Below are 17,187 nucleotides of genomic sequence, written 5' to 3' on the forward strand. Positions count from 1 at the left end.
TGGTCCCAGTACACCAGGGCGTCGAGCGGGTCCCCATCCGGGGCCAGGGTGCTGGGGATGAAGCCCCAGTCGAAGGGGTAGCTCATCCCATGCACGAGGGGTTTGGAGACGGTGAAGGCGCCGAGCTCCGGCTCGTACTTCAGCTTCACCGAGGAGCCCCGGGGCGACTCGATGACGGCGTGGAAGGCGCCGCCCTTGCCGCGCAGGGGAATGCGGGTGAGATCCGTGTTCATGGGGGCCGAGGCTGGGCGAACCTCCCCGCCAGGACAAGCACGTCCGGCGGGGAGTTTCGTCTCGGCAACCTTCGACGCCCCAGGGACTACGGCACGGTGAGCAGGCCGCTCACGGTGCTCGCGGTGGCCATGGGGGTGACGTACTGGAGCGGCGACTGATCCGTCGGCCCCGAGAGCACGTAGTTGGCGGTGAGCCGCAGGGCATAGGTATTGCCCGGGGTGAGGAGTCCGGGCGGCAGGCTCACGGCGCGGGCGGCGGAGCTCGTGTAGATGCGCGCGACATTCGTGAGGGTGTTGCTCTCGTCCAGCAGACGCAGGACCTGGAGCGTGTAGCTCGTGACGCTACCGAGCGTGGGCGGCTCCCACGTCACCGTCGGGGTGGTCGTCCCCATGAGCCTCGGCGTGGCGGCGGGCACCCCATCCACCTTGAAGTCCCGCGGCAGCGAGACTCGGGGACGGATCGCCGTCGACGTGAGCTCGCTCAGCGGACCGTTCACCGTGAACTGCTCGGAGGTCCGCCCGATCCGGCTGCCGTCGTGGTTGGTGAGGGTGAAGGAGTAGGAGGAGATGAACTCGCCGACGGGCTCCCAGCCGGTGTACGGGTTGCCGTAGGAGAAGCGGCGCACCAGGGTCGTCTGGGGGTCTCTGGACGGCGCGCGGTACGTGAGCAGCATGGAGATGGAGTAGTCGACCCACCCATCCCGGGCGTCCTTGAGCGCGGGGAGGATGGTCAGGCTCCCGTTGGCGGTGGGGTTGCCGGACAGGGACGCGGAGCGCAGCGCGTCGAACTCGCCGCGGCGCCACTCGAAGAGCACGTCCTGCTGGGGCGCCGGCTGGAGGTCGGCCTTGATGGTGAGCGTTCCGCCATCGAAGGAGAAGGGATTCAGGTGCGCCGCGCGCACGACGGTGTCGTACGTCCGGAGCTGGCCCCCGTCCTCCGGCACTCCCGCGTCACGACTCATCGTCTGGAGCACCCAGGCCGAGTCACCCTGGGCCGGGTCGAACCGGGGAATGCTGCCCCACTCCGTGTAGTACCCGGCGCTCGGATCCACGACCGAGGTCTGTCCCTCCGTCAGCGCCGAACTGAGCTGGAAGGAGCCGGTCTCCTCGAGGTCCATCGAGTTGAAGGCCAGCCGGGTCGCGTACGGTCCGGTCGGAGACGGCGCCGGCTCGAGCCCAGAGAGTTCGAGGCTCGTGGGGTGGCCGACGAACAGGTCGACGGGCAGCGTGTTGCCCCCCCGGTCCGGGCGGCCGAACCGCCGGTAGCTGAGGTCCACCGTGCGCGCGGAGGTGAGGAAATACGAGGTGCTGCTGCTCTTCACGAGGTAGGTGCCCGGCGGGACGTTGAAGCGCATCTGGCCCGGCGCCACCGCGGTGCCCTGGATGGGGCTACCGCCGAAGCTGATCAGCTCGGCGGGGCTCTGGGTGAAGTCCCGCGGCACGGCCTCGATGCCCTTGCGGTTGTAATGGGAGACGACCTGCGTCACGACGAGCGTCTTCGCCGGGTCGACGGTGCCGGCATCATGGCCCGCGTCGGTGTTGCCCGCGTCGGGGGTGCCGGTGTTGTTGCCGCCATCGGGGGGAGGGACAGGGTCCTGCCCCGCGTCCTGGTTCGAGGCGGGGTCGCAGCCCTTGGGCTGGTTCTCGCAGTCGGGATCCGGCTTGGGGCCGGGGCAGCCGGTGGCGCCGCCAAGCAGGGCCATCAGCAGGACACTTCGGAAGAGGGAGGAGCTGCTTCGGCTGCTGTTCATGGCGGCCGAAGCTATCAGTCCCCCTCAATCCAGTGACAGACATTCACCGTGCAGGCACGGGGACGCGGGCCGTGTCAGTCCGTGGCGGAGGCCAGGAGCGCGCCTCTGGCGGCGTGCGCCGAGCCGAGGCCCCCGAGGGTGTACCAGGCCACCGTGAGGAACGAAGTGGAGCGCCTGGCTCGACTGGGGCCCTCGCCGAGCCCGAGGTAGGGCGGCAACACCACGGCTCCCAGCCCCGCGAGCGCGCCGAGGAGGGCGCCCTTCAGGTAGAGGCGGCGTGGGCGGCCCGTGGCCACCAGCGCGTAGTAGAGGGTATTGCTGATGAGGTCGCCCACCAGGCTCTGGAGGTACAGGGCGCGGCCATGGGCGGGGCGCATGCCGAGCCACCTGGACACCTTCTTCAGCGAGCGCATGCCGAGCACATCCATGCGCGGCGGGTGTTTGAGCACGGCGCGCGCGCCCTGGTGGACCAGCGTGAGGGAGACGGCTCCCACGAAGCCAGGGCCGAGGGCGTGCAGCAGGTTGCGAGGCTGGGTTTCGAGCTCACTCATGGTGCCTTTCAAGCTAGGCACCAGACCCGACGCGATGAGGGGACAGGCAGGGGGGCGCATGCATCCGCGCCCCTCGCTGGGACTACTTCTTGAGCTCCGGCACCTTCATGCCGCGCTGCACCGCTGGACGCGCTCCCACGGTCTCCATCCACCGCTGGACGTTCGCCACCGGTTGGATCAGCTCCGGGTAGAACTGCTTGGCGCCCGCCAGCCACGGGTACGTGGAGATGTCCGCCACCGAGTACTCCGGCGCGAGGAACTCATGCTGGGCGAAGTGCTTGTCCATCACGCCCAGGATGCGCTCGACCTCCTTGGTGTAGCGCTCGATGGCGTACGGGATCGGCTCCTTGGCCGCGAGCTTGAAGTGGCTGAGCTGCCCGAGCATCGGGCCCACGCCGCTCATCTGGAACATCAACCACTGGACGGCCTCGGTGCGCCCGCGCGCGTCCTGGGGCAGCAGCTTCCCCGTCTTCTCCGCCAGGTAGAGCAGGATGGCCCCGGACTCGAAGACGGAGAACGGCTTTCCGCCCGGACCCTGGTGGTCGACGATGGCCGGAATCTTGTTGTTGGGGTTGATGGCGAGGAACTCGGGCTTGAACTGGTCGCCCTTGCTGATGTCCACCGCGTGGACGGTGTAGGGCAGCCCCAGCTCCTCGAGGGCGATGGAGACCTTGCGCCCGTTGGGCGTGGTGAAGGTGTAGAGATCGATCACGTGCCTACCCCCGTCAGCTCGACGCTCTTGCGCCACAGCTTCTCGGCGGCGGCGTCATCCCGGGCGGCCTTGGACTCCCGGGCCACCTTGCTCTTGATGAAGTACTTCGCGCTCACGCCCTCCACCTCGGGCGAGGAGGCCAGGTACACCGAGGTGCGCGCGCCGCCCTCGGCCGTCAGCATGAAGGGCGCGGTCAGCTTCACCAGGTGCTTGAAGAAGCCCTCGGAGTTGAGGCCGAAGGCGGTGCGCACCACGCCCGGGTGCAGGCTGTTGGTGGTCACCTTCGTGCCCTCCAGCCGCCGGGCCAGCCCGCGGGTGAAGAGGATGTTGGCCAGCTTCGAGTTGCCATAGACCTTGATGCCGCTGTAGCCGCCGCGCTCGACCTGTACGTCGTCGAGGAAGGCGAGCGAGCCCATGCGGTGACCCTCGGAGGAGACGTTCACCACCCGGGAGGCGCCACTGGCCTTGAGCAGGTCCAACAGCAGGTTGGTCAGCAGGAAGTGCGCCAGGTGGTTGGTGGCGAAGGTGGCCTCGAAGCCATCCTCCGTCAGCTTGCGCCGGTCGAGGATGAGGCCCGCGTTGTTGAGCAGCACGTCCAGCCGCGAGTACCTGGCCTGGAAGTCCTGCGCCAGCTTGCGGACGGAGGCGAGCGAGGTGAGGTCCGCGAGCATCAGGTCCAGCTTCGCGTCGGGCACGGTGCGGCGCACCTCGGCGAGCGCGGCCTCGCCCCGGCCCGGGTCACGTCCCGACAGCACCACGGTGGCACCCAGGCGCGCGAGCGCCCGGACCGATTCCAGGCCGATGCCCGATGTGGCCCCGGTGACGAGGCAGACCTTCCCTTGCATGTTTCCCGGCGTCATCTGGTGTGACCCTCCCGTGAAGAGGGCCCTGTATAGCCGCCGCGCGGCCCGCGCGCATCCTGACGCGCGGCCGGGTGAGGCTCAAGCGTTGGGGGAGGAAGAGCGCTCCTCGAGGATGGCGGAGGGAGCGACCTCGGCGCGTGCTCCGGCCGCCGAGCCGTACAGGTGGCTCTCGAGGAACCACAGGTCCTGCTCCACCTCGCTGAGGGTCTGGGTGAAAAGGTCCTCGGTGACGGGGTCGTTGAGGTCTGCGCAGCGCTGGATGCCGCCGCGGATGGTGGAGGCGTAGACGGCGACGCGCTCGACGAGGACGCGGATGTGGTCGTCGCCGTTGATCGCGCTCAAGTCGTACTCCTCCAGCTCGCTGCGCCTGGCGGCCAGGCGGATGGTGCCCTGGGCATAGCCTCCGAGGGCCCCGGCGCGCTCGGCGAACGCATCGGCCTGCTTGCGCACGTGGTCGGCCACGTCGTCGAAGAGCTCATGCCGGCTGATGAAGTCCCTGCCGCGGATGTTCCAGTGCGCCTGCTTCACCTGCCAGTGCAAGTCGATGGACGTGGCCAGGCAGGTATTGAGCAGCTCGACGAGCTCCACGCGGGCCTCTCGCGGGAGATTGATGTGGCTGGGGAACTTCATGGTCATACGTCCGTCCCTCGTCAGGTTCCGCACGGCAGGAAAGCCGCCGGTCTCTCTGGAGACGGTGGGGACGGAAGGGGCCGACGCCAACTCGATGGCATCCCGCCCGGGGGGCAGGCGGACGTGCTCGTTGCTCGTGTTACGGGCGCGGTGGTTGCGACAGTGCCTCCAACGTCGCGGAGATGACGGCGGGGCTGCTCAGCATCATCTGGTGCAGGGGCACCCGGAAGGTGCGCTCGGTGGCGCCCGGCAGGCGTGCGCTGTCGGCTGGGATCACGGTCGCGTCCAGCGGCGTCCAGAAGGAGAAGACCTCGGTGTCGCCGAAGGGGTCCTCGCGGCGGTTCAGCTCGCGCAGGAAGTCGCTGTCCGGCCGCATCTGCACGATGGCCGGATCGCTCTTCAAGTACGCCACCCGCGTGCCGTGGTGTGGCCCCGAGATGGAGACGAAGCGGCGCACCCGCGGCTGGCCACCCAGCTCCTGAATCCAGTAGCGCGAGGACAGCGTGCCCTGACTGAAGGCCACCACGTCGATGCGCTCGGCGCCCGTGCGCTCGCGCAGGCTCTCCGCCGCCCGGCGCACCTGGTAGGCCATCACCTCGATGGGCATCTGGCCGTTGTTGGGGTGCAGCCGCACCGCGTACAGCCGCTCCTCCGGCCAGCCCGCCTCCTGGAAGGCGGGGAACATCGAGAAGAAGGCCCCCGGGTTGTCGTCGGTGCCATGCACGAACAGCACGGGCACGCGCTCGGGCGTGGACGGGGCCTTGGGCAGGCTGGCACAGCCCGTCAACACGGCGAGCAGCGTCAGCACGAGGGGGCGGGGCACGAGGTGCGGGGTCATGCGCCGCTGTGTATCAGGTCTCCAGCAGGACGAAATCCGCCACGGTGCGCCACAGGCGCTCGAACTGGAGTCGGCGGAAGCCCGAGCCCGAGATGAGCCAGTCCACGTGCGGCGGCCGGTGCGCCGGTTGGTCGAAGTGGCCGATGGCGTCCAGGTGGTCCGCGCGCACCGCCGTCAGCACCCGCCCGTATACCTGCGAGCGCGTCGGGACGATGCCATCGCAGGCCTGCGGGCCCGGCAGCGCCCCGTAGGCCTCCACCAGCGCCGCCGTCTGCGCCGGGGTGTGCATCGGGATGGCCGTGAGGGGCATGCGCTGCGTGCGTCCGTAGAGGAAGGAGTACACGGTGTGGGTGATTTGAGCGTACGGATCCCTCCCCCCGCTCAGCCGCGCGCGCCGCGAGGGGGAGCGCGCCTGGGTGATCACCGAGCCGTAGCGCACCCCTGGCCGGTCGTGGGTGCTCGCGTTGAAGAGGTCGATGCCCTCGGGGGTGAGCTGGGGAATGAGGGAGGCGTCGTTGCCCACATCTCCCAGGAAGCGGACCAGCTCCTCCCGGCGCTCGTCGGAGAAGTCGCCCAGGAGCTGCTCGAAGAGCTGATCCAACAACGTGGTCCGGAAGCCGAGCTGCTCGTCCCAGCGCGTCAGCAGGCTGCCGAACCGGAAGGCCACCGTCAGCGGCAGGCGCCCGAAGCGCAGCACGTACACGGTGAAGAGCGAGAGCAGTTGCAGCAGCTTCTGCCCGAAGAGGCCCAGGAAGAAGGAGGCCAGGGGCGTGCCCGCGTGCGGGGTGGACACCGTCACCACCGTGCGCACCCGGCGGGCGAAGGGCTCCACGTCCAGGCCGTCGGCCAGCGAGGCGCCCGGGCTGACGAAGAGCCGCGCGTCCAGTCCTCCCGTGGAGTGGCCGATGAGGTGGATGGGCCCGTCGTCGTCCTTCGCCGTGCTGGCCTCGATGGCCCGGAGGAGATCCCCCGCGCGCGTGCGGATGGAGCCGGTGGGGTGGGAGAGCACCTGCACCACCTCGACCTCCACACCGCGCTGGGCCAGCTCCGCCACGAAGAAGTCGCGCACGTGCCCGAAGTAGAGCAGCTCTCCCAGGTTGGCGAAGCCGAAGAAGCCGGGGACCAGATAGATGTGGTGCTTCGTCGCCATCACCCAACCTTCCAAAGTCCCCGCCTCCAACTCAAGCCCAACGTGCATCCCCCATCGCTCCCCGGTTGACGCCCCACCACTCCCGGGCAACAACCGGGGCGCTTCCCACCTCACTTCACCGCAAGGAACGCTCCCCCGTGCATCGACTGCTGGCCCTCGGCTTCCTGTTGGCCCTCCCCGCCGCCGCGGAGGAGGGAATGTGGACGTATGACGCCTTCCCCAGCGCCGCCGTGAAGGCCGCCTACGGTTTCGAGCCCTCGAAGGAGTGGCTGGACCAGGTGCGCCTGTCCTCCGTGCGTCTGGCTGGCGGGTGCTCCGCGAGCTTCGTGTCGCCGGAAGGGCTGGTGATGACCAACCACCACTGCATCCGCTCCTGTGTGCAGGACCTCTCCTCCCCCAAGAGGGACTACCTCGCCACCGGCTTCCTGGCGAAGGAGCTGAAGGACGAGCTGCGCTGCCCCAAGGTGGAGGCCAACCAGCTCGTGGAGATGACGGACGTCACCGCGCGCCTCCAGGGCGTCACGAAGGGGTTGAGCGGCCCTGGTTTCAACACCGCGCTCAAGGCGGAGATGTCCCGCATCGAGTCCGAGTGCGCCACCGGGCCGCAGGTGCGCTGCGACGTGGTGACGCTCTTCAACGGAGGCAGGTACCACCTCTACAAGTACCGCCGCTTCCAGGACGTGCGCCTCGTCTTCGCGCCCGAGTTCTCCATGGCCGCCTTCGGCGGGGACCCGGACAACTTCAACTTCCCACGCTTCGGCTACGACGCCGCCTTCCTGCGCGTGTGGGACGCCAATGGCCAGCCGTTGAAGACGGCCCACTACCTGCCCTGGGCGAAGGAGGGCGCCAGGGAGGGGGACCTCGTCTTCGTCTCCGGCCACCCCGGCGGCACCAACCGGCAGATCACCGTGGCGGAGCTGGAGTTCCAGCGGGACGTGGCACTGCCCTTCGCGCTGCTGTACATGGCGGAGCGGCGGGGAATGCTGCGCGAGTATGTCTCGGGCTCACCGGAGCGCTGGCGCACCACGCGCGCGAAGCTGCGCTCGGTGGAGAACGCCCTCAAGGCGCTGCGCGGCCGGCACCAGGCCCTCGCCGAGCCCGCGCTGCTCGCCGACAAGCGCGCGGCCGAGGCGGACCTCCGGGCGAAGGTGGAGGCCGATCCCAAGCTGAAGGCCACCCACGCGGGCTCCTGGGACGCCATCGCCCGGGCCCTGGACGCCTACCGGCCCCTCCTGGCCGAGTACCGGCTGAAGGAGGACGGGTACGGTTTCCCCTCCGAACTCTTCGAGATCGCCAAGGTGCTGGTGCGCGCGGCGGACGAGCTGCCCAAGCCCAACACGGAGCGGCTGCGCGACTTCACCGAGGGCCACCTCCCGGCGCTGCGCCAGGGCCTGTTGCGCGAGGCTCCCATCACTCCGGAGCTGGAGGTGGTCTCGCTCACCTTCGGCTTCAACAAGCTGCGCGAGACGCTCGGCGCGGATGAGCCGTTCGTCCAGGCGGTGCTCGGCCGTGAGGCCCCGGAGGACCTGGCGCGCGCGCTGGTGAAGGGCACTCGGCTCTTCGACGTGAAGGAGCGCCAGCGGCTGCTCGAGGGTGGCAAGGTGGCGGTGGAGGCGTCGAAGGACCCGATGATCCTCCTGGCACGCCGGGTGGACGCGCGGGCGCGCGAGGTGCGCAAGCGCTACGAGGACTCGGTGGAGTCGGTGCTGAAGAAGAACGGTGAGCTGCTCGCGCAGGCGCGGCTGGCCGCCTACGGCACCACGGGCTACCCGGATGCCACCTTCACCCTGCGCCTCAACTACGGCGTGGTGAAGGGCTGGGAGGAGAACGGGCGGCAGGTGCCCGCGCTGACGACGTTCGCCGGCGCCTACGCGCGGCACACGGGCAAGGAGCCCTTCCGGCTGCCGGACTCGTGGCTCGAGGCCCAGGGCAAGGTGCCCGGCGAGACGCCGCTCGACATGGCCACCACCAACGACATCATCGGCGGCAACTCGGGCTCGCCCATGGTGGACCGCGAGGGGCGCGTGGTGGGCCTCGTCTTCGACGGCAACCTGCACTCGCTCGGCGGCGATTACGCGTACGTGCCGGAGAACAACCGCGCCGTGGGGGTGCATGGCGAGGGCTTGCTGGCTGCCCTCGAGCACGTCTACGGCGCCGGTCGGCTGGTGAAGGAGCTGCGCGCCCACCAGCGCTGAGCCTACGCGGCCACCGTGCCGGCCATCTTGGTCACCCGGCCCGAGATGGCCGTGGGGTTGAGGATGTTGTCGAACATCGGGCTCGTCTTCTCCGCCGCCTTGCGGATCTCCTCCAGCGTCGCCGCGTCCGCGTCCGTGTCCACCTCCACCGTGTACTGGAGCTCGGAGAAGCCCGGGCGCACCTTCGGGTCCAGGTTCAGGTAGCCACGCAGATCGAAGGGCGCGCTCACCTTGATGCGCAGGTTGCGGTAGTCCAGCCCCTTCATCCTCGCCTGCGTCACCCAGCCGATCGTCAGGCACGTGCCCAGCGACGCCAGCAACAGCTCCATCGGGTCGATGTGCTGATCCTTGCCCCCCAGCGGGGTGGGCTCGTCCGTCTCCAGCGTGAAGGAGCGCGCCCGCGTCACCGCCTGGGCTCCATCGCGCCACTCCGTCACCGTCTCGAAGCGGCCCTTGGCCGACTCGGGGTTGGCGGCCACGTGGGCCTTCGTCTTCTGGAAGGTCTCGAGGTCCAGCGTGCAGCAGCTTCCGGTGCTCTTCATTCGCGCCTCCATGTGGGGTTCAAACGAACCGGGACGCTAGGACGTGCTCGTCCGCCCCCGCAAGGCACGCGGTCCCCCCTCACTCGGCGTGAGGGCCCGAGACCGGTGCGAACCACGCCCAGTAGAAAAGCGTCCCCAGCAGCCCCGCCCACGGGATGAAGGGCACTCCCGCGAGCACGCCGTCCATGCACAGGTGGATGCGGCACTCGGGCCGGTTCAACGTGGTGCACGCCCCCAGCAGCAGCGGCAGGTGGCTGGCGAGGTAGCCCGCCCCCAGCCCCCGGAGCACATCCCCTCGCACCCACCGTCGCGTCATCAGCCGCCACGCCGTGGGCAGCAGCACCAGGGCCGCGAGCGCGGTGAGCGCCAGCGTGGGGTTGCGCGTCTCGGTGGCGATGAAGAGAACACCCAGCGTCAGCAGCAGGGGGGGCCAGAGCGGGGTCTGTTCATCCTCGGGCGCGGACATGGGCAGGGCTCGCCCTCAACAGTAACAGGGCGACATCCACGCGCCGCCCCGTGTCGGCTCGTGGACGCGTCGCTCACACTGGGACTGGCCGTGCGTTGTGCATCGCGTCAGGGATGAGTTACTTTCATCCGTATCAAAAGCTGGGGTTCAGCCGTGCCCCAGGTGCTGTCCGGCACTCCCTGGGGGGGTGGGGCAGACCGGGCGAGTGTTCTTCAGGTAACATTCGCCTCTGTCTGGTTGGGGGGGAAGGAGACGCGTTGATGATGGTGGAGGTTGCGCAACCGGAACCCAGGAAGGTGGCGGCCATCATGTTCACGGACATGGTGGAGCTCAGCCCCGAGGCTCGGCGGGACGAAGCCCTCAATCATGAGCTGCGCGAGGAGCATGGACGGCTCGTGCGCGGCTTGCTGTCCGGCCACGGCGGACGCGAGATCAAGCAGTTGGAGGACGGCTTCCTCGTCGAGTTCGACGACGCGCTGCCGGCGGTGGCGTGCGGGTTGGAGTTGCAGTCGGCGCTGTGCGCGCGCAACGAGTGCGTGCCGATGGAGCGTCGGGTGGAGCTGCGCATCGGCATCCACCTGGGCTCGGTGGTGCACCGCGACGGAGACATCTTCGGCGAGGGCGTCAACCTGGCGGCCCGGCTGGAGTCACTGGCCCGGCCCGGCTCCCTCTACGTGAGCGAGTCGGTGGTGCAGCAGGTGCGCAGTCAGGTGGTGGCCCCGGTGGTGCGCTTGAGCCGCGGGGACCTGAAGAACATCCGCCTGCCCGTGTCCGTCTACCGCATCGATCCGCCCGTGATGCGGCGCCGGCGCCGCTCGCTGCTGTCGCGGCTGCGGGGGCTGTTGCCCGGCTATGTTGCGAGCTCATGAAAGAGCTCACCCTCGTCGTCGCCTCGAAGAACTACTCCTCCTGGTCGCTGCGGCCCTACCTCGCGCTCGCCCATACCGGGCAGCCCTTCCGCGAGGTGGTGGTGCAGCTCGGCCAGCCGGACACCGCCGCGAACATCGCGAAGCACTCGCCCAGCGGCCGGGTGCCGGCGCTGGTGCACGGCGAGCTCCTCGTCTGGGACTCGCTGGCCATCTGCGAGTACCTCGCCGAGCTCTTCCCCCAGGCGAAGCTGTGGCCCGAGGACGCCATGGCCCGCGCGGTGGCCCGCTCCGTCACGGCGGAGATGCACTCGGGTTTCGCCACCCTGCGCACCCACATGCCGATGAACCTGCGCGCCCGTCGCCCCGGTGAGGGCCGTGCGCCCGGCGTCGCCGAGGACATCGCGCGCATCACCCAGGTGTGGCGCGAGTGCCGCTCCCGCTTCGGGCAGGGCGGGCCCTTCCTCTTCGGTGCCTTCTCCATCGCGGACGCCTTCTACGCGCCCGTCGTCACCCGCTTCGTCACCTATGGGGTGGAGCTGGACGCGGTGTGCGGCGCGTACCGCGACGCGGTGCTGGCCCTGCCGGCCCTGCGCGCCTGGACGGAGGCCTCCCAGGGCGAGCCGCCCGTGGCGCGCTACGAGAAGTAGGGCCCGCTACAGCCCCAGCGCCTTGAGCTGCGCGTCGAAGGCATCGGCGGTGGTGAAGAGGTGGCCGCGGATGCCCAGCGCGTTCGCTGCCTGTACGAACTCGGGCAGATCGTCGAAGAAGGCGGCCTCCCGCGGAGCGCAGCCCACCCGGGCGAGCGCCTCCTGGTAGATGGCCGGCTCCGGCTTCACCAGGCCCACCTCGCAGCTGAGCACCAGGCTGTCGAAGCGCTCCAGCACCGGCAGCTTCGGCCGCAGGAAGGCCGCGTGCAGCACGTTGGTGTTGGACACCAGCACCAGCTTCACCCGCCCCACCAGCCCCTCCACCCGCGGCAGCACCGCCTCGTGCAGGGTGAAGTGGCTGCTCCACAGGGCGTCGAACTCCTCGGCCGGCAGCTCCACGCCCAGCGCGCCGCACACGTCGCGCCGGATGCCCTCGGCCCCCAGCAGCCCACGGTTGGCCGCCGTCCAGCTCGTGCCGGACAGCCGGCGCTCGGCCTCCGCGGGAGGCAGCCCCGCCCTCGCCCCCAGCCCGCGGAAGAGCAGGCCGTTGTCGTGGAAGACGAGGACGTTGCCGAGGTCCAGCAGGAGCGCGCGGGGCGGAGGGGTCATGGCCCCGCCCTTCTACACCCGGTAGCTGCGCGCCACCTTCGCCATCTGCTCGGACACCTCGCGCAGCGACTGGGTGACGCGCTGGCTGGCCATCAGCCCCTCCATGGTGGCGTGCATCATGGTGGAGAGGTCCGTCAGGGCGGTGAAGATCTCCCCGACGCCGGCGTTCTGCTGGTTCACCGCGCCGGCGATCTGCCGCACCGCGCCCATGTTGGCCTGGACGATGTCGCTGAGCGCCCGGAGGCTCTCGCCGCTGGTGCGCGCCTGCTCCATGCCCGCCTCCACCCGCGTCTGGCTCTGCTCGCTGCGCGCCACCGTGTCGCGGATGGCCTGGGTGATGTCGTCCAGGATGGTGCTCACCTGGGTGGTGGAGTGGATGGACTGGTTGGCCAGGGTGCGGATCTCCTTGGCCACGATGCCGAAGCCCTTGCCGTGCTCTCCGGAGCGCACCGCCTCGATGGCGGCGTTGAGCGCCAGCATGTTGGAGCGGTCCGCCAGGCCCTTCACCGTCAGGGCGATGCCGCCGATCTGCTGGGCCCGCTCGTTGAGCAGGCCGATGCGCTCGGCCATCTCGTTCACCTGGGTGCTCATCTCCTGGAAGCCGTTGAGGCTCTCGTCGAGGGCGCGGGCGCCGTCGCGGCCCAGCTCGTCGGCGCGCGTGGCCACCGTGAGCACCGCCTCGGCGCGCTCCGCGGCCACCAGGGACGTCTGCTTGATCTCCTGCGCCGTCACCTGCGTCTGCTGGAGCGCCGCGGCCTGGCGGGTGATGTTGCTCTCCTGCTGCTCGGCGGCGCGCGTCAGCTCGGCCACGGTGTCGGTGAGCACCTGCGTGCCGCGCTGGAGGCTCTGGGTCGTCTCGCGCAGGTTCTCCACCATCTGCACGAAGGACCGGGCCAGCTGGCCCACTTCGTCGTCCTGGGTGGGCACCTCGAGCTTGTGGGTGAGGTCGCCCTCCTGGACGATGTGGCGCACCACCTCGTTGAGCCGGGTGATGGGCAGGCTGATGCCGCGCGCCAGCAGGAAGGCGGCCAGCGCCACCGCCACCGCCACCGCCAGCACCACGAGCACCACGCCGTAGCGCAGCTTGTTGACCGTGGCGTAGACCTCCTCCGGGTCCGAGAGCGCCACGAAGCGCCAGCCGTCGCCCACGTCGCCGATCTCCGTGCCGTTGATGGCCTCGACGGACACGGCGTTCTCCACCCGCCAGGCGTCCGAGCCACGCGAGTCGAAGAGCAGCGTGCCCGTGTCGGTGCGCACCTCCAAGGCGAAGCTCTCGTTCTTGCGGGCGCGGGCGCGGCTCAGCGCCGTCTTCACCACCTCGCCCACCTGGCCCCAGTCATAGGCCGCCAGCAGCACGCCCAGGCGCCGCCCGCCCCGCGAGTCCATCACCGGCGCCGCCAGGTGCAGCACCCTCATGCCGAAGACGGGGTCCTCCGCGGTGAGCGTCGTGCTGGTGAAGCGGCCCTCCTGGGCCGCCTTGAACCAGGCGGAGTCGCGCACCGCCGTCTCCTGGCCCGAGAAGGACTCGCGCAGCGCCGGCGTGCTGGCGGAGACGGCCTGGCCGTCATCGGTGAAGAGCACCAGGCCGGTGAAGGTGGTGTAGCGCAGCTGGAGCCGCGCGAGCACCGCGTCGCTCTCCGTGTAGCTGCCCATGCGCAGGGCGTCGCGCAGCAGCGCGTCGTCTGCCCAGCTGCGCACGCTCGTCTCGCGCTCCACCAGCGAGGCCTCCACCAGGTCTTTCAGACCCTCGGCCTCGACGCGGAGCATTTCGTGCACCTGCTCCTGCATCATGTTCCGGGTGGTGCTGGAGCCCAGCCAGGAGGAGACGAACAGCGGCGTGATGGCCAGCAGGGTGACGTACAGCGTCAGGCGGCCGCGCAGCTTGAGGGTACCGATCAGGGGAAGTTTCATGAATCTCGTGACGTCCGCGCGATGGTGTCGTCGGGGGACTGACTCTCCGCCTTCCGACGCCCCTCACCTGTACCACGGAGCGCGCCCGACGGGAGGGGCCCCCTCCCAGGTGCGCCCAGGTGGGTGAGGGACCTACCTCGCGCGAATGGCGCCCGGAGCCGGGAAGGCCCCCGGGCGCCATGCCTGCCCGCTTGCCTACCTAGGAGAGCGGGATGCGATCCGGCAGCTCGCGGTCGGGCAGGTTCACGTAGTCGGCGCGCATGTCCAGCATCAGGCGCTGGTGTACGCGGCGGCTGATGTGCTTGCGCAGCCGGCCGAGGAACTCGGGGGGCGCGGCGATGACCAGGCGATCATACGCATGGTCGTTCAGTCCGCGCTCCAGCCGCTGAGCGAGCTCACGGGCGAAGCGGTCATGCTCCAGCTCGTGCCGGGCATCGGGCTGGTTCTCCGGCTGGGGCTTGCTCAGCGAGCCGGCGTTGGGGTTGTCGTACTGGTTCAGCAGCTCCCGGGAGGGGAGCCGACTGTCTTCATGAAGAAGCTCCTCGCGCAGGTCCCACTTCTCGGCCTGCTCGTCCGTCGCGAAGAGCTTGGCCCGGCTCGCATTGGCCACCAGAATCCACAGCGCGTCCGCCATCGTTCATCCTCCTACCCTTGAGGTGCGGACCCTCACCGGCCTCGGCAAGCTTCCTTCCGCCAGGGAGGCCGTGCCGGTGCCCCGGGCGAGCGGGCGCCCGGGCTGCTTCCCTGGAGCCGGGGGCCTGACATATGCCCGGGGGGGAGACGGGGATGCACCCCGGGGTTTTCTCGGCGGGAGGCCAATGACGATGCGCGAGATGGGTGAAGCAGCGGCCGGCTGGTTGGTGGGCAGGCTGGGGGAGATGGAGGAAGCGCTCGCCGCGCTGGTGGAGGTGAACTCCTGGACGGAGAACGCGGAGGGTGGCCGCAAGGTGGGTGCCCTGCTGCGAGAGCAGCTCTCGCTCCCCGGGCTGGTGGCCGAGGTGGTGGCCAGCAAGCGGTACGCGGACCACCTGGTGTTCCGCTCCGAGGGGCGTGCGGGGCTCGAGCCCCTGGCGCTGGTGGGCCACCTGGACACCGTGTTCCCCCCGGGCAAGTTCGAGGGCTACCGCCGGGACGGGTCGTTGAGGCGCGGCCCCGGGGTGTTGGACATGAAGGGTGGCCTCGTCGTCATCACCTGGGCGCTCAAGGCGCTCGCGGCCTCGGGGGGCCTGGAGAAGCTGCCCCCGCTGCGGCTGGTGGTGGTGTCGGACGAGGAGGTGGGCTCGCCCGAGGGCGCGGGCGTCATCCGCGAGGCCATCGCCGGGGCGGAGGCCTGCCTCGTCTTCGAGTCCGGCCGGGCCGGGGACGCCATCATCACCCGGCGCAAGGGCACCGGTATGGCCACGGCGGTGGCGCACGGCAAGGCGGCCCACGCGGGCAACGCGCACCAGGAGGGGGCCAATGCCCTCTGGGCGCTCGCCCGCTTCGTGGACCGGGTGCAGCAGCTCACCGACTACCCTCGCGGTGTCACCGTCAACGTGGGCAAGGTGACGGGCGGCCAGGGGAAGAACACCGTGCCGGACCATGCGGTGGCCGAGGTGGACCTGCGCTTCTGCTCCCGCGCGGACGGAGAGGAGTTGGTGCGGCGCTTCCGCCAGGCGGCCGAGGAGGCCGCGTCCGGTGTGCCGGGCACCCGTATCGAGGTGAGCGGCGGGGTGGCCCGCGAGCCCCTGGAGCGCACCGAGGCCTCCGCGGCGCTGATGACGGCATATGGCACCTGCGCACATGCCTCGGGCCTGGGGCACGGCGAGGCGGCGCTGGTGGGAGGCGGCTCGGACGCCAGCACCTCGTCCGCCATGGGGATTCCCTCCATCGACGGACTGGGGCCCCGGGGCAAGGGCTTCCACACCGTGGAGGAGTTCATCGAGGTGGAGACCCTGATTCCCAAGGCTCAGGCCCTCGCGCGCTACCTCGCCTCCCGGGGAGTGTAGGACTCCAGCCTTCTCTTCTCCGTGCTGCTCATCCTACTTCCCCAAGGGAGGGCTTGGGTCCGTAGGGATGTCCAAGACGAAGACGCAGCCTTTGCCCGGCAGGTTGTGCACGCGCAGCTCTCCCCCGTGCGCTTCCGCCGCCTGCTTGGCGATGGCGAGCCCCAAGCCGAAGCCGCTCCGGTCCTTGCCCACCTGAACGAAGGGATCAAAGAGTGACTGCAGCCTGCCCTCGGGCAGCCCGCCGCACTCGTCCTCAACGTCCATCGCTATGCGCTTGGTGCCGCCATCCCGGGCCCGCAGGGAGATGGTGCCACCCTCTCGCGAGAACTTTACGGCGTTGCGCACGAGGTTGGAGAGAGCCGAATGCAGCAACTTGCGATCCGCGTTGAGGCTCAGTTCAGCGGGTGCCTCTATCTTCACTTGCAGGCCCTTGATTTCCAAATCCACGCCGGACTCCTCCGTGAGTTCGCGGAAAAGCTCGGCCAGGGCTACCGGCTCCCGCTGGGGCTCGGGTATGGCCCGCAGCCGAATCTCCAGGAGGGCGTTGTCTAGCAGGTCGTTCGCACGCTGAAGGCTGCGGCCGATGACTTCGATGGAACGGCTCTGGGGCAACAGCCCCTTGCGCTCCAGCATGGAGAGGGCCAGACGCGCGGAGGCCAGCGGGTTGCGCAACTCGTGGGCTAGAAAACCCATGTGCCTGGCCGCTTGTTTTTTTAGCTCCTCGTCCCGCTCCAGGGCGTGCTGGCTCGCTGCGTCCGCGATGCTGCCCGTGATGTACTTCGAGAGCACGCGAAACTCCCGGACCCCAGGGGACAGGTTGAATTCCTCGATCATTTGATAGAGAACGTCCCGGAGCGTGCCGTACTCGCGGATCATGGCGGTGATTTCGTAGCCCAGGGCAAACCGCTGGCCGCCGTGTCCCTTGGCAATCGCACTCGCCATGGCGGTTTGCGAGTGCTGATGGAAGCCATCCTCCCCCCGTAGGGCCGTCACGAGCTCGTCAAGCATCTCCCTTGCCGAGTGGATCACATCCTCACGGTTGAGCGACGTGGGCGCGGTCGTCGCATAGAGCTGGTCCGCCCATCGCTGGACGATCCGCTCCCGCTCCGCTTCGATGAAGTCCCCCAGTTGGCTCACGGCTGAAATCCTCCAGAATGGGGCAGGTTCGACACGACACCCGCGGTAGACAAGTCACAAATGCGCGGCCCCTGGCAGCCTCTCCAAGTAGGTCA

Annotated in this window: 18 protein-coding genes; 4 read left to right on the plus strand and 14 right to left on the minus strand. The window is 69.7% G+C overall.

Annotated features, from left to right (window positions below):
• The 8 genes from VF794_RS30805 to VF794_RS30840 all read right to left on the minus strand — a co-directional run.
• Positions 1-233: inorganic diphosphatase (locus tag VF794_RS30805; protein ID WP_331116620.1), on the minus strand; the 233-nt coding region annotated here is incomplete at its 3' end.
• Between the two features lie 86 nt (positions 234-319).
• Complete coding sequence (locus VF794_RS30810; RefSeq protein ID WP_331116622.1) at positions 320-1,936, minus strand: hypothetical protein; 1,617 nt, start codon at positions 1,934-1,936, stop codon at positions 320-322.
• A 122-nt stretch (positions 1,937-2,058) separates the two neighbouring features.
• Positions 2,059-2,535 (minus strand): hypothetical protein, encoded by a 477-nt coding sequence (locus VF794_RS30815; RefSeq protein WP_331116624.1) that lies wholly within the window; start codon positions 2,533-2,535, stop codon positions 2,059-2,061.
• A gap of 82 nt (positions 2,536-2,617) precedes the next feature.
• Positions 2,618-3,247 carry a glutathione S-transferase N-terminal domain-containing protein gene (locus VF794_RS30820; protein ID WP_331116626.1) on the minus strand — a complete coding sequence of 210 codons (630 nt, stop codon included), beginning with the start codon at positions 3,245-3,247 and terminating at the stop codon, positions 2,618-2,620.
• Complete coding sequence (locus tag VF794_RS30825) at positions 3,244-4,092, minus strand: SDR family oxidoreductase (RefSeq protein WP_331116628.1); 849 nt, start codon at positions 4,090-4,092, stop codon at positions 3,244-3,246. The genes VF794_RS30820 and VF794_RS30825 overlap by 4 nt, the downstream gene beginning before the upstream one ends.
• A gap of 96 nt (positions 4,093-4,188) precedes the next feature.
• Positions 4,189-4,740: a DNA starvation/stationary phase protection protein Dps gene (gene dps, locus VF794_RS30830; RefSeq protein ID WP_331116630.1), complete on the minus strand. Its 552-nt coding sequence runs from the start codon at positions 4,738-4,740 to the stop codon at positions 4,189-4,191.
• A 139-nt stretch (positions 4,741-4,879) separates the two neighbouring features.
• Positions 4,880-5,578: an esterase/lipase family protein gene (locus tag VF794_RS30835; protein ID WP_331116632.1), complete on the minus strand. Its 699-nt coding sequence runs from the start codon at positions 5,576-5,578 to the stop codon at positions 4,880-4,882.
• 13 nt (positions 5,579-5,591) lie between these two features.
• Positions 5,592-6,728, minus strand: coding sequence for a triacylglycerol lipase (locus VF794_RS30840; RefSeq protein ID WP_331116634.1), 1,137 nt, complete (start codon positions 6,726-6,728; stop codon positions 5,592-5,594).
• A 197-nt stretch (positions 6,729-6,925) separates the two neighbouring features.
• On the opposite strand from VF794_RS30840, the gene VF794_RS30845 reads away from it, so the two are divergent.
• Positions 6,926-8,923 carry a S46 family peptidase gene (locus VF794_RS30845; RefSeq protein ID WP_331116652.1) on the plus strand — a complete coding sequence of 666 codons (1,998 nt, stop codon included), beginning with the start codon at positions 6,926-6,928 and terminating at the stop codon, positions 8,921-8,923.
• 2 nt (positions 8,924-8,925) lie between these two features.
• Here the strand turns inward: VF794_RS30845 and VF794_RS30850 are convergent, their stop codons facing one another.
• Positions 8,926-9,465: an OsmC family protein gene (locus VF794_RS30850; RefSeq protein ID WP_331116635.1), complete on the minus strand. Its 540-nt coding sequence runs from the start codon at positions 9,463-9,465 to the stop codon at positions 8,926-8,928.
• Positions 9,466-9,544: 79 nt separating this feature from the next.
• Entirely contained in the window at positions 9,545-9,931 is a 387-nt protein-coding gene (locus tag VF794_RS30855) for a hypothetical protein (RefSeq protein ID WP_331116637.1), read from the minus strand.
• A gap of 260 nt (positions 9,932-10,191) precedes the next feature.
• On the opposite strand from VF794_RS30855, the gene VF794_RS30860 reads away from it, so the two are divergent.
• Both VF794_RS30860 and VF794_RS30865 read left to right on the plus strand, forming a co-directional pair.
• On the plus strand, positions 10,192-10,800 hold the full coding sequence (locus tag VF794_RS30860) for an adenylate/guanylate cyclase domain-containing protein (protein WP_331116639.1): 609 nt from the start codon (positions 10,192-10,194) through the stop codon (positions 10,798-10,800).
• A complete protein-coding gene (locus VF794_RS30865; protein WP_331116640.1) occupies positions 10,797-11,447 on the plus strand; it encodes a glutathione S-transferase family protein in 651 nt (216 codons plus the stop codon). Before VF794_RS30860 ends, VF794_RS30865 begins: the two co-directional genes overlap by 4 nt.
• A 6-nt stretch (positions 11,448-11,453) precedes the next feature.
• On the opposite strand, the gene VF794_RS30870 is transcribed toward VF794_RS30865, so the two are convergent.
• The 3 genes from VF794_RS30870 to VF794_RS30880 form a co-directional block, all read right to left on the minus strand.
• On the minus strand, positions 11,454-12,056 hold the full coding sequence (locus tag VF794_RS30870; protein WP_331116642.1) for an HAD family phosphatase: 603 nt from the start codon (positions 12,054-12,056) through the stop codon (positions 11,454-11,456).
• A 12-nt stretch (positions 12,057-12,068) separates the two neighbouring features.
• The gene (locus tag VF794_RS30875) at positions 12,069-13,967 is read right to left on the minus strand and encodes a methyl-accepting chemotaxis protein (RefSeq protein WP_331116644.1); all 1,899 of its coding nucleotides are present in this window, start codon (positions 13,965-13,967) and stop codon (positions 12,069-12,071) included.
• 199 nt (positions 13,968-14,166) lie between these two features.
• Complete coding sequence (locus VF794_RS30880; RefSeq protein WP_331116646.1) at positions 14,167-14,601, minus strand: host attachment protein; 435 nt, start codon at positions 14,599-14,601, stop codon at positions 14,167-14,169.
• 190 nt (positions 14,602-14,791) lie between these two features.
• Here VF794_RS30880 and VF794_RS30885 point away from each other — a divergent pair, with 190 nt between their 5' ends.
• Positions 14,792-15,955: a M20 family metallopeptidase gene (locus VF794_RS30885; protein WP_331116648.1), complete on the plus strand. Its 1,164-nt coding sequence runs from the start codon at positions 14,792-14,794 to the stop codon at positions 15,953-15,955.
• Positions 15,956-15,988: 33 nt separating this feature from the next.
• Here VF794_RS30885 and VF794_RS30890 read toward each other — a convergent pair whose 3' ends face one another.
• Positions 15,989-17,092, minus strand: coding sequence for a sensor histidine kinase (locus tag VF794_RS30890; protein WP_331116650.1), 1,104 nt, complete (start codon positions 17,090-17,092; stop codon positions 15,989-15,991).
• Positions 17,093-17,187 lie beyond the last annotated feature (95 nt).

Source organism: Archangium sp. (assembly GCF_036389735.1).
Taxonomy (GTDB): domain Bacteria; phylum Myxococcota; class Myxococcia; order Myxococcales; family Myxococcaceae; genus Archangium.

Coding starts and splice junctions, on each gene's coding strand:
- VF794_RS30870 (WP_331116642.1), bottom strand. CDS start 12,056: ATGACCCCTCCGCCCCGCGCGCTCCTGCTGGACCTCGGCAACGTCCTC.
- VF794_RS30850 (WP_331116635.1), bottom strand. CDS start 9,465: ATGAAGAGCACCGGAAGCTGCTGCACGCTGGACCTCGAGACCTTCCAG.
- VF794_RS30875 (WP_331116644.1), bottom strand. CDS start 13,967: ATGAAACTTCCCCTGATCGGTACCCTCAAGCTGCGCGGCCGCCTGACG.
- VF794_RS30855 (WP_331116637.1), bottom strand. CDS start 9,931: ATGTCCGCGCCCGAGGATGAACAGACCCCGCTCTGGCCCCCCCTGCTG.
- VF794_RS30860 (WP_331116639.1), top strand. CDS start 10,192: ATGATGGTGGAGGTTGCGCAACCGGAACCCAGGAAGGTGGCGGCCATC.
- VF794_RS30835 (WP_331116632.1), bottom strand. CDS start 5,578: ATGACCCCGCACCTCGTGCCCCGCCCCCTCGTGCTGACGCTGCTCGCC.
- VF794_RS30885 (WP_331116648.1), top strand. CDS start 14,792: ATGCGCGAGATGGGTGAAGCAGCGGCCGGCTGGTTGGTGGGCAGGCTG.
- VF794_RS30845 (WP_331116652.1), top strand. CDS start 6,926: ATGTGGACGTATGACGCCTTCCCCAGCGCCGCCGTGAAGGCCGCCTAC.
- dps (WP_331116630.1), bottom strand. CDS start 4,740: ATGAAGTTCCCCAGCCACATCAATCTCCCGCGAGAGGCCCGCGTGGAG.
- VF794_RS30815 (WP_331116624.1), bottom strand. CDS start 2,535: ATGAGTGAGCTCGAAACCCAGCCTCGCAACCTGCTGCACGCCCTCGGC.
- VF794_RS30840 (WP_331116634.1), bottom strand. CDS start 6,728: ATGGCGACGAAGCACCACATCTATCTGGTCCCCGGCTTCTTCGGCTTC.
- VF794_RS30825 (WP_331116628.1), bottom strand. CDS start 4,092: ATGCAAGGGAAGGTCTGCCTCGTCACCGGGGCCACATCGGGCATCGGC.
- VF794_RS30810 (WP_331116622.1), bottom strand. CDS start 1,936: ATGGCCCTGCTTGGCGGCGCCACCGGCTGCCCCGGCCCCAAGCCGGAT.
- VF794_RS30865 (WP_331116640.1), top strand. CDS start 10,797: ATGAAAGAGCTCACCCTCGTCGTCGCCTCGAAGAACTACTCCTCCTGG.
- VF794_RS30880 (WP_331116646.1), bottom strand. CDS start 14,601: ATGGCGGACGCGCTGTGGATTCTGGTGGCCAATGCGAGCCGGGCCAAG.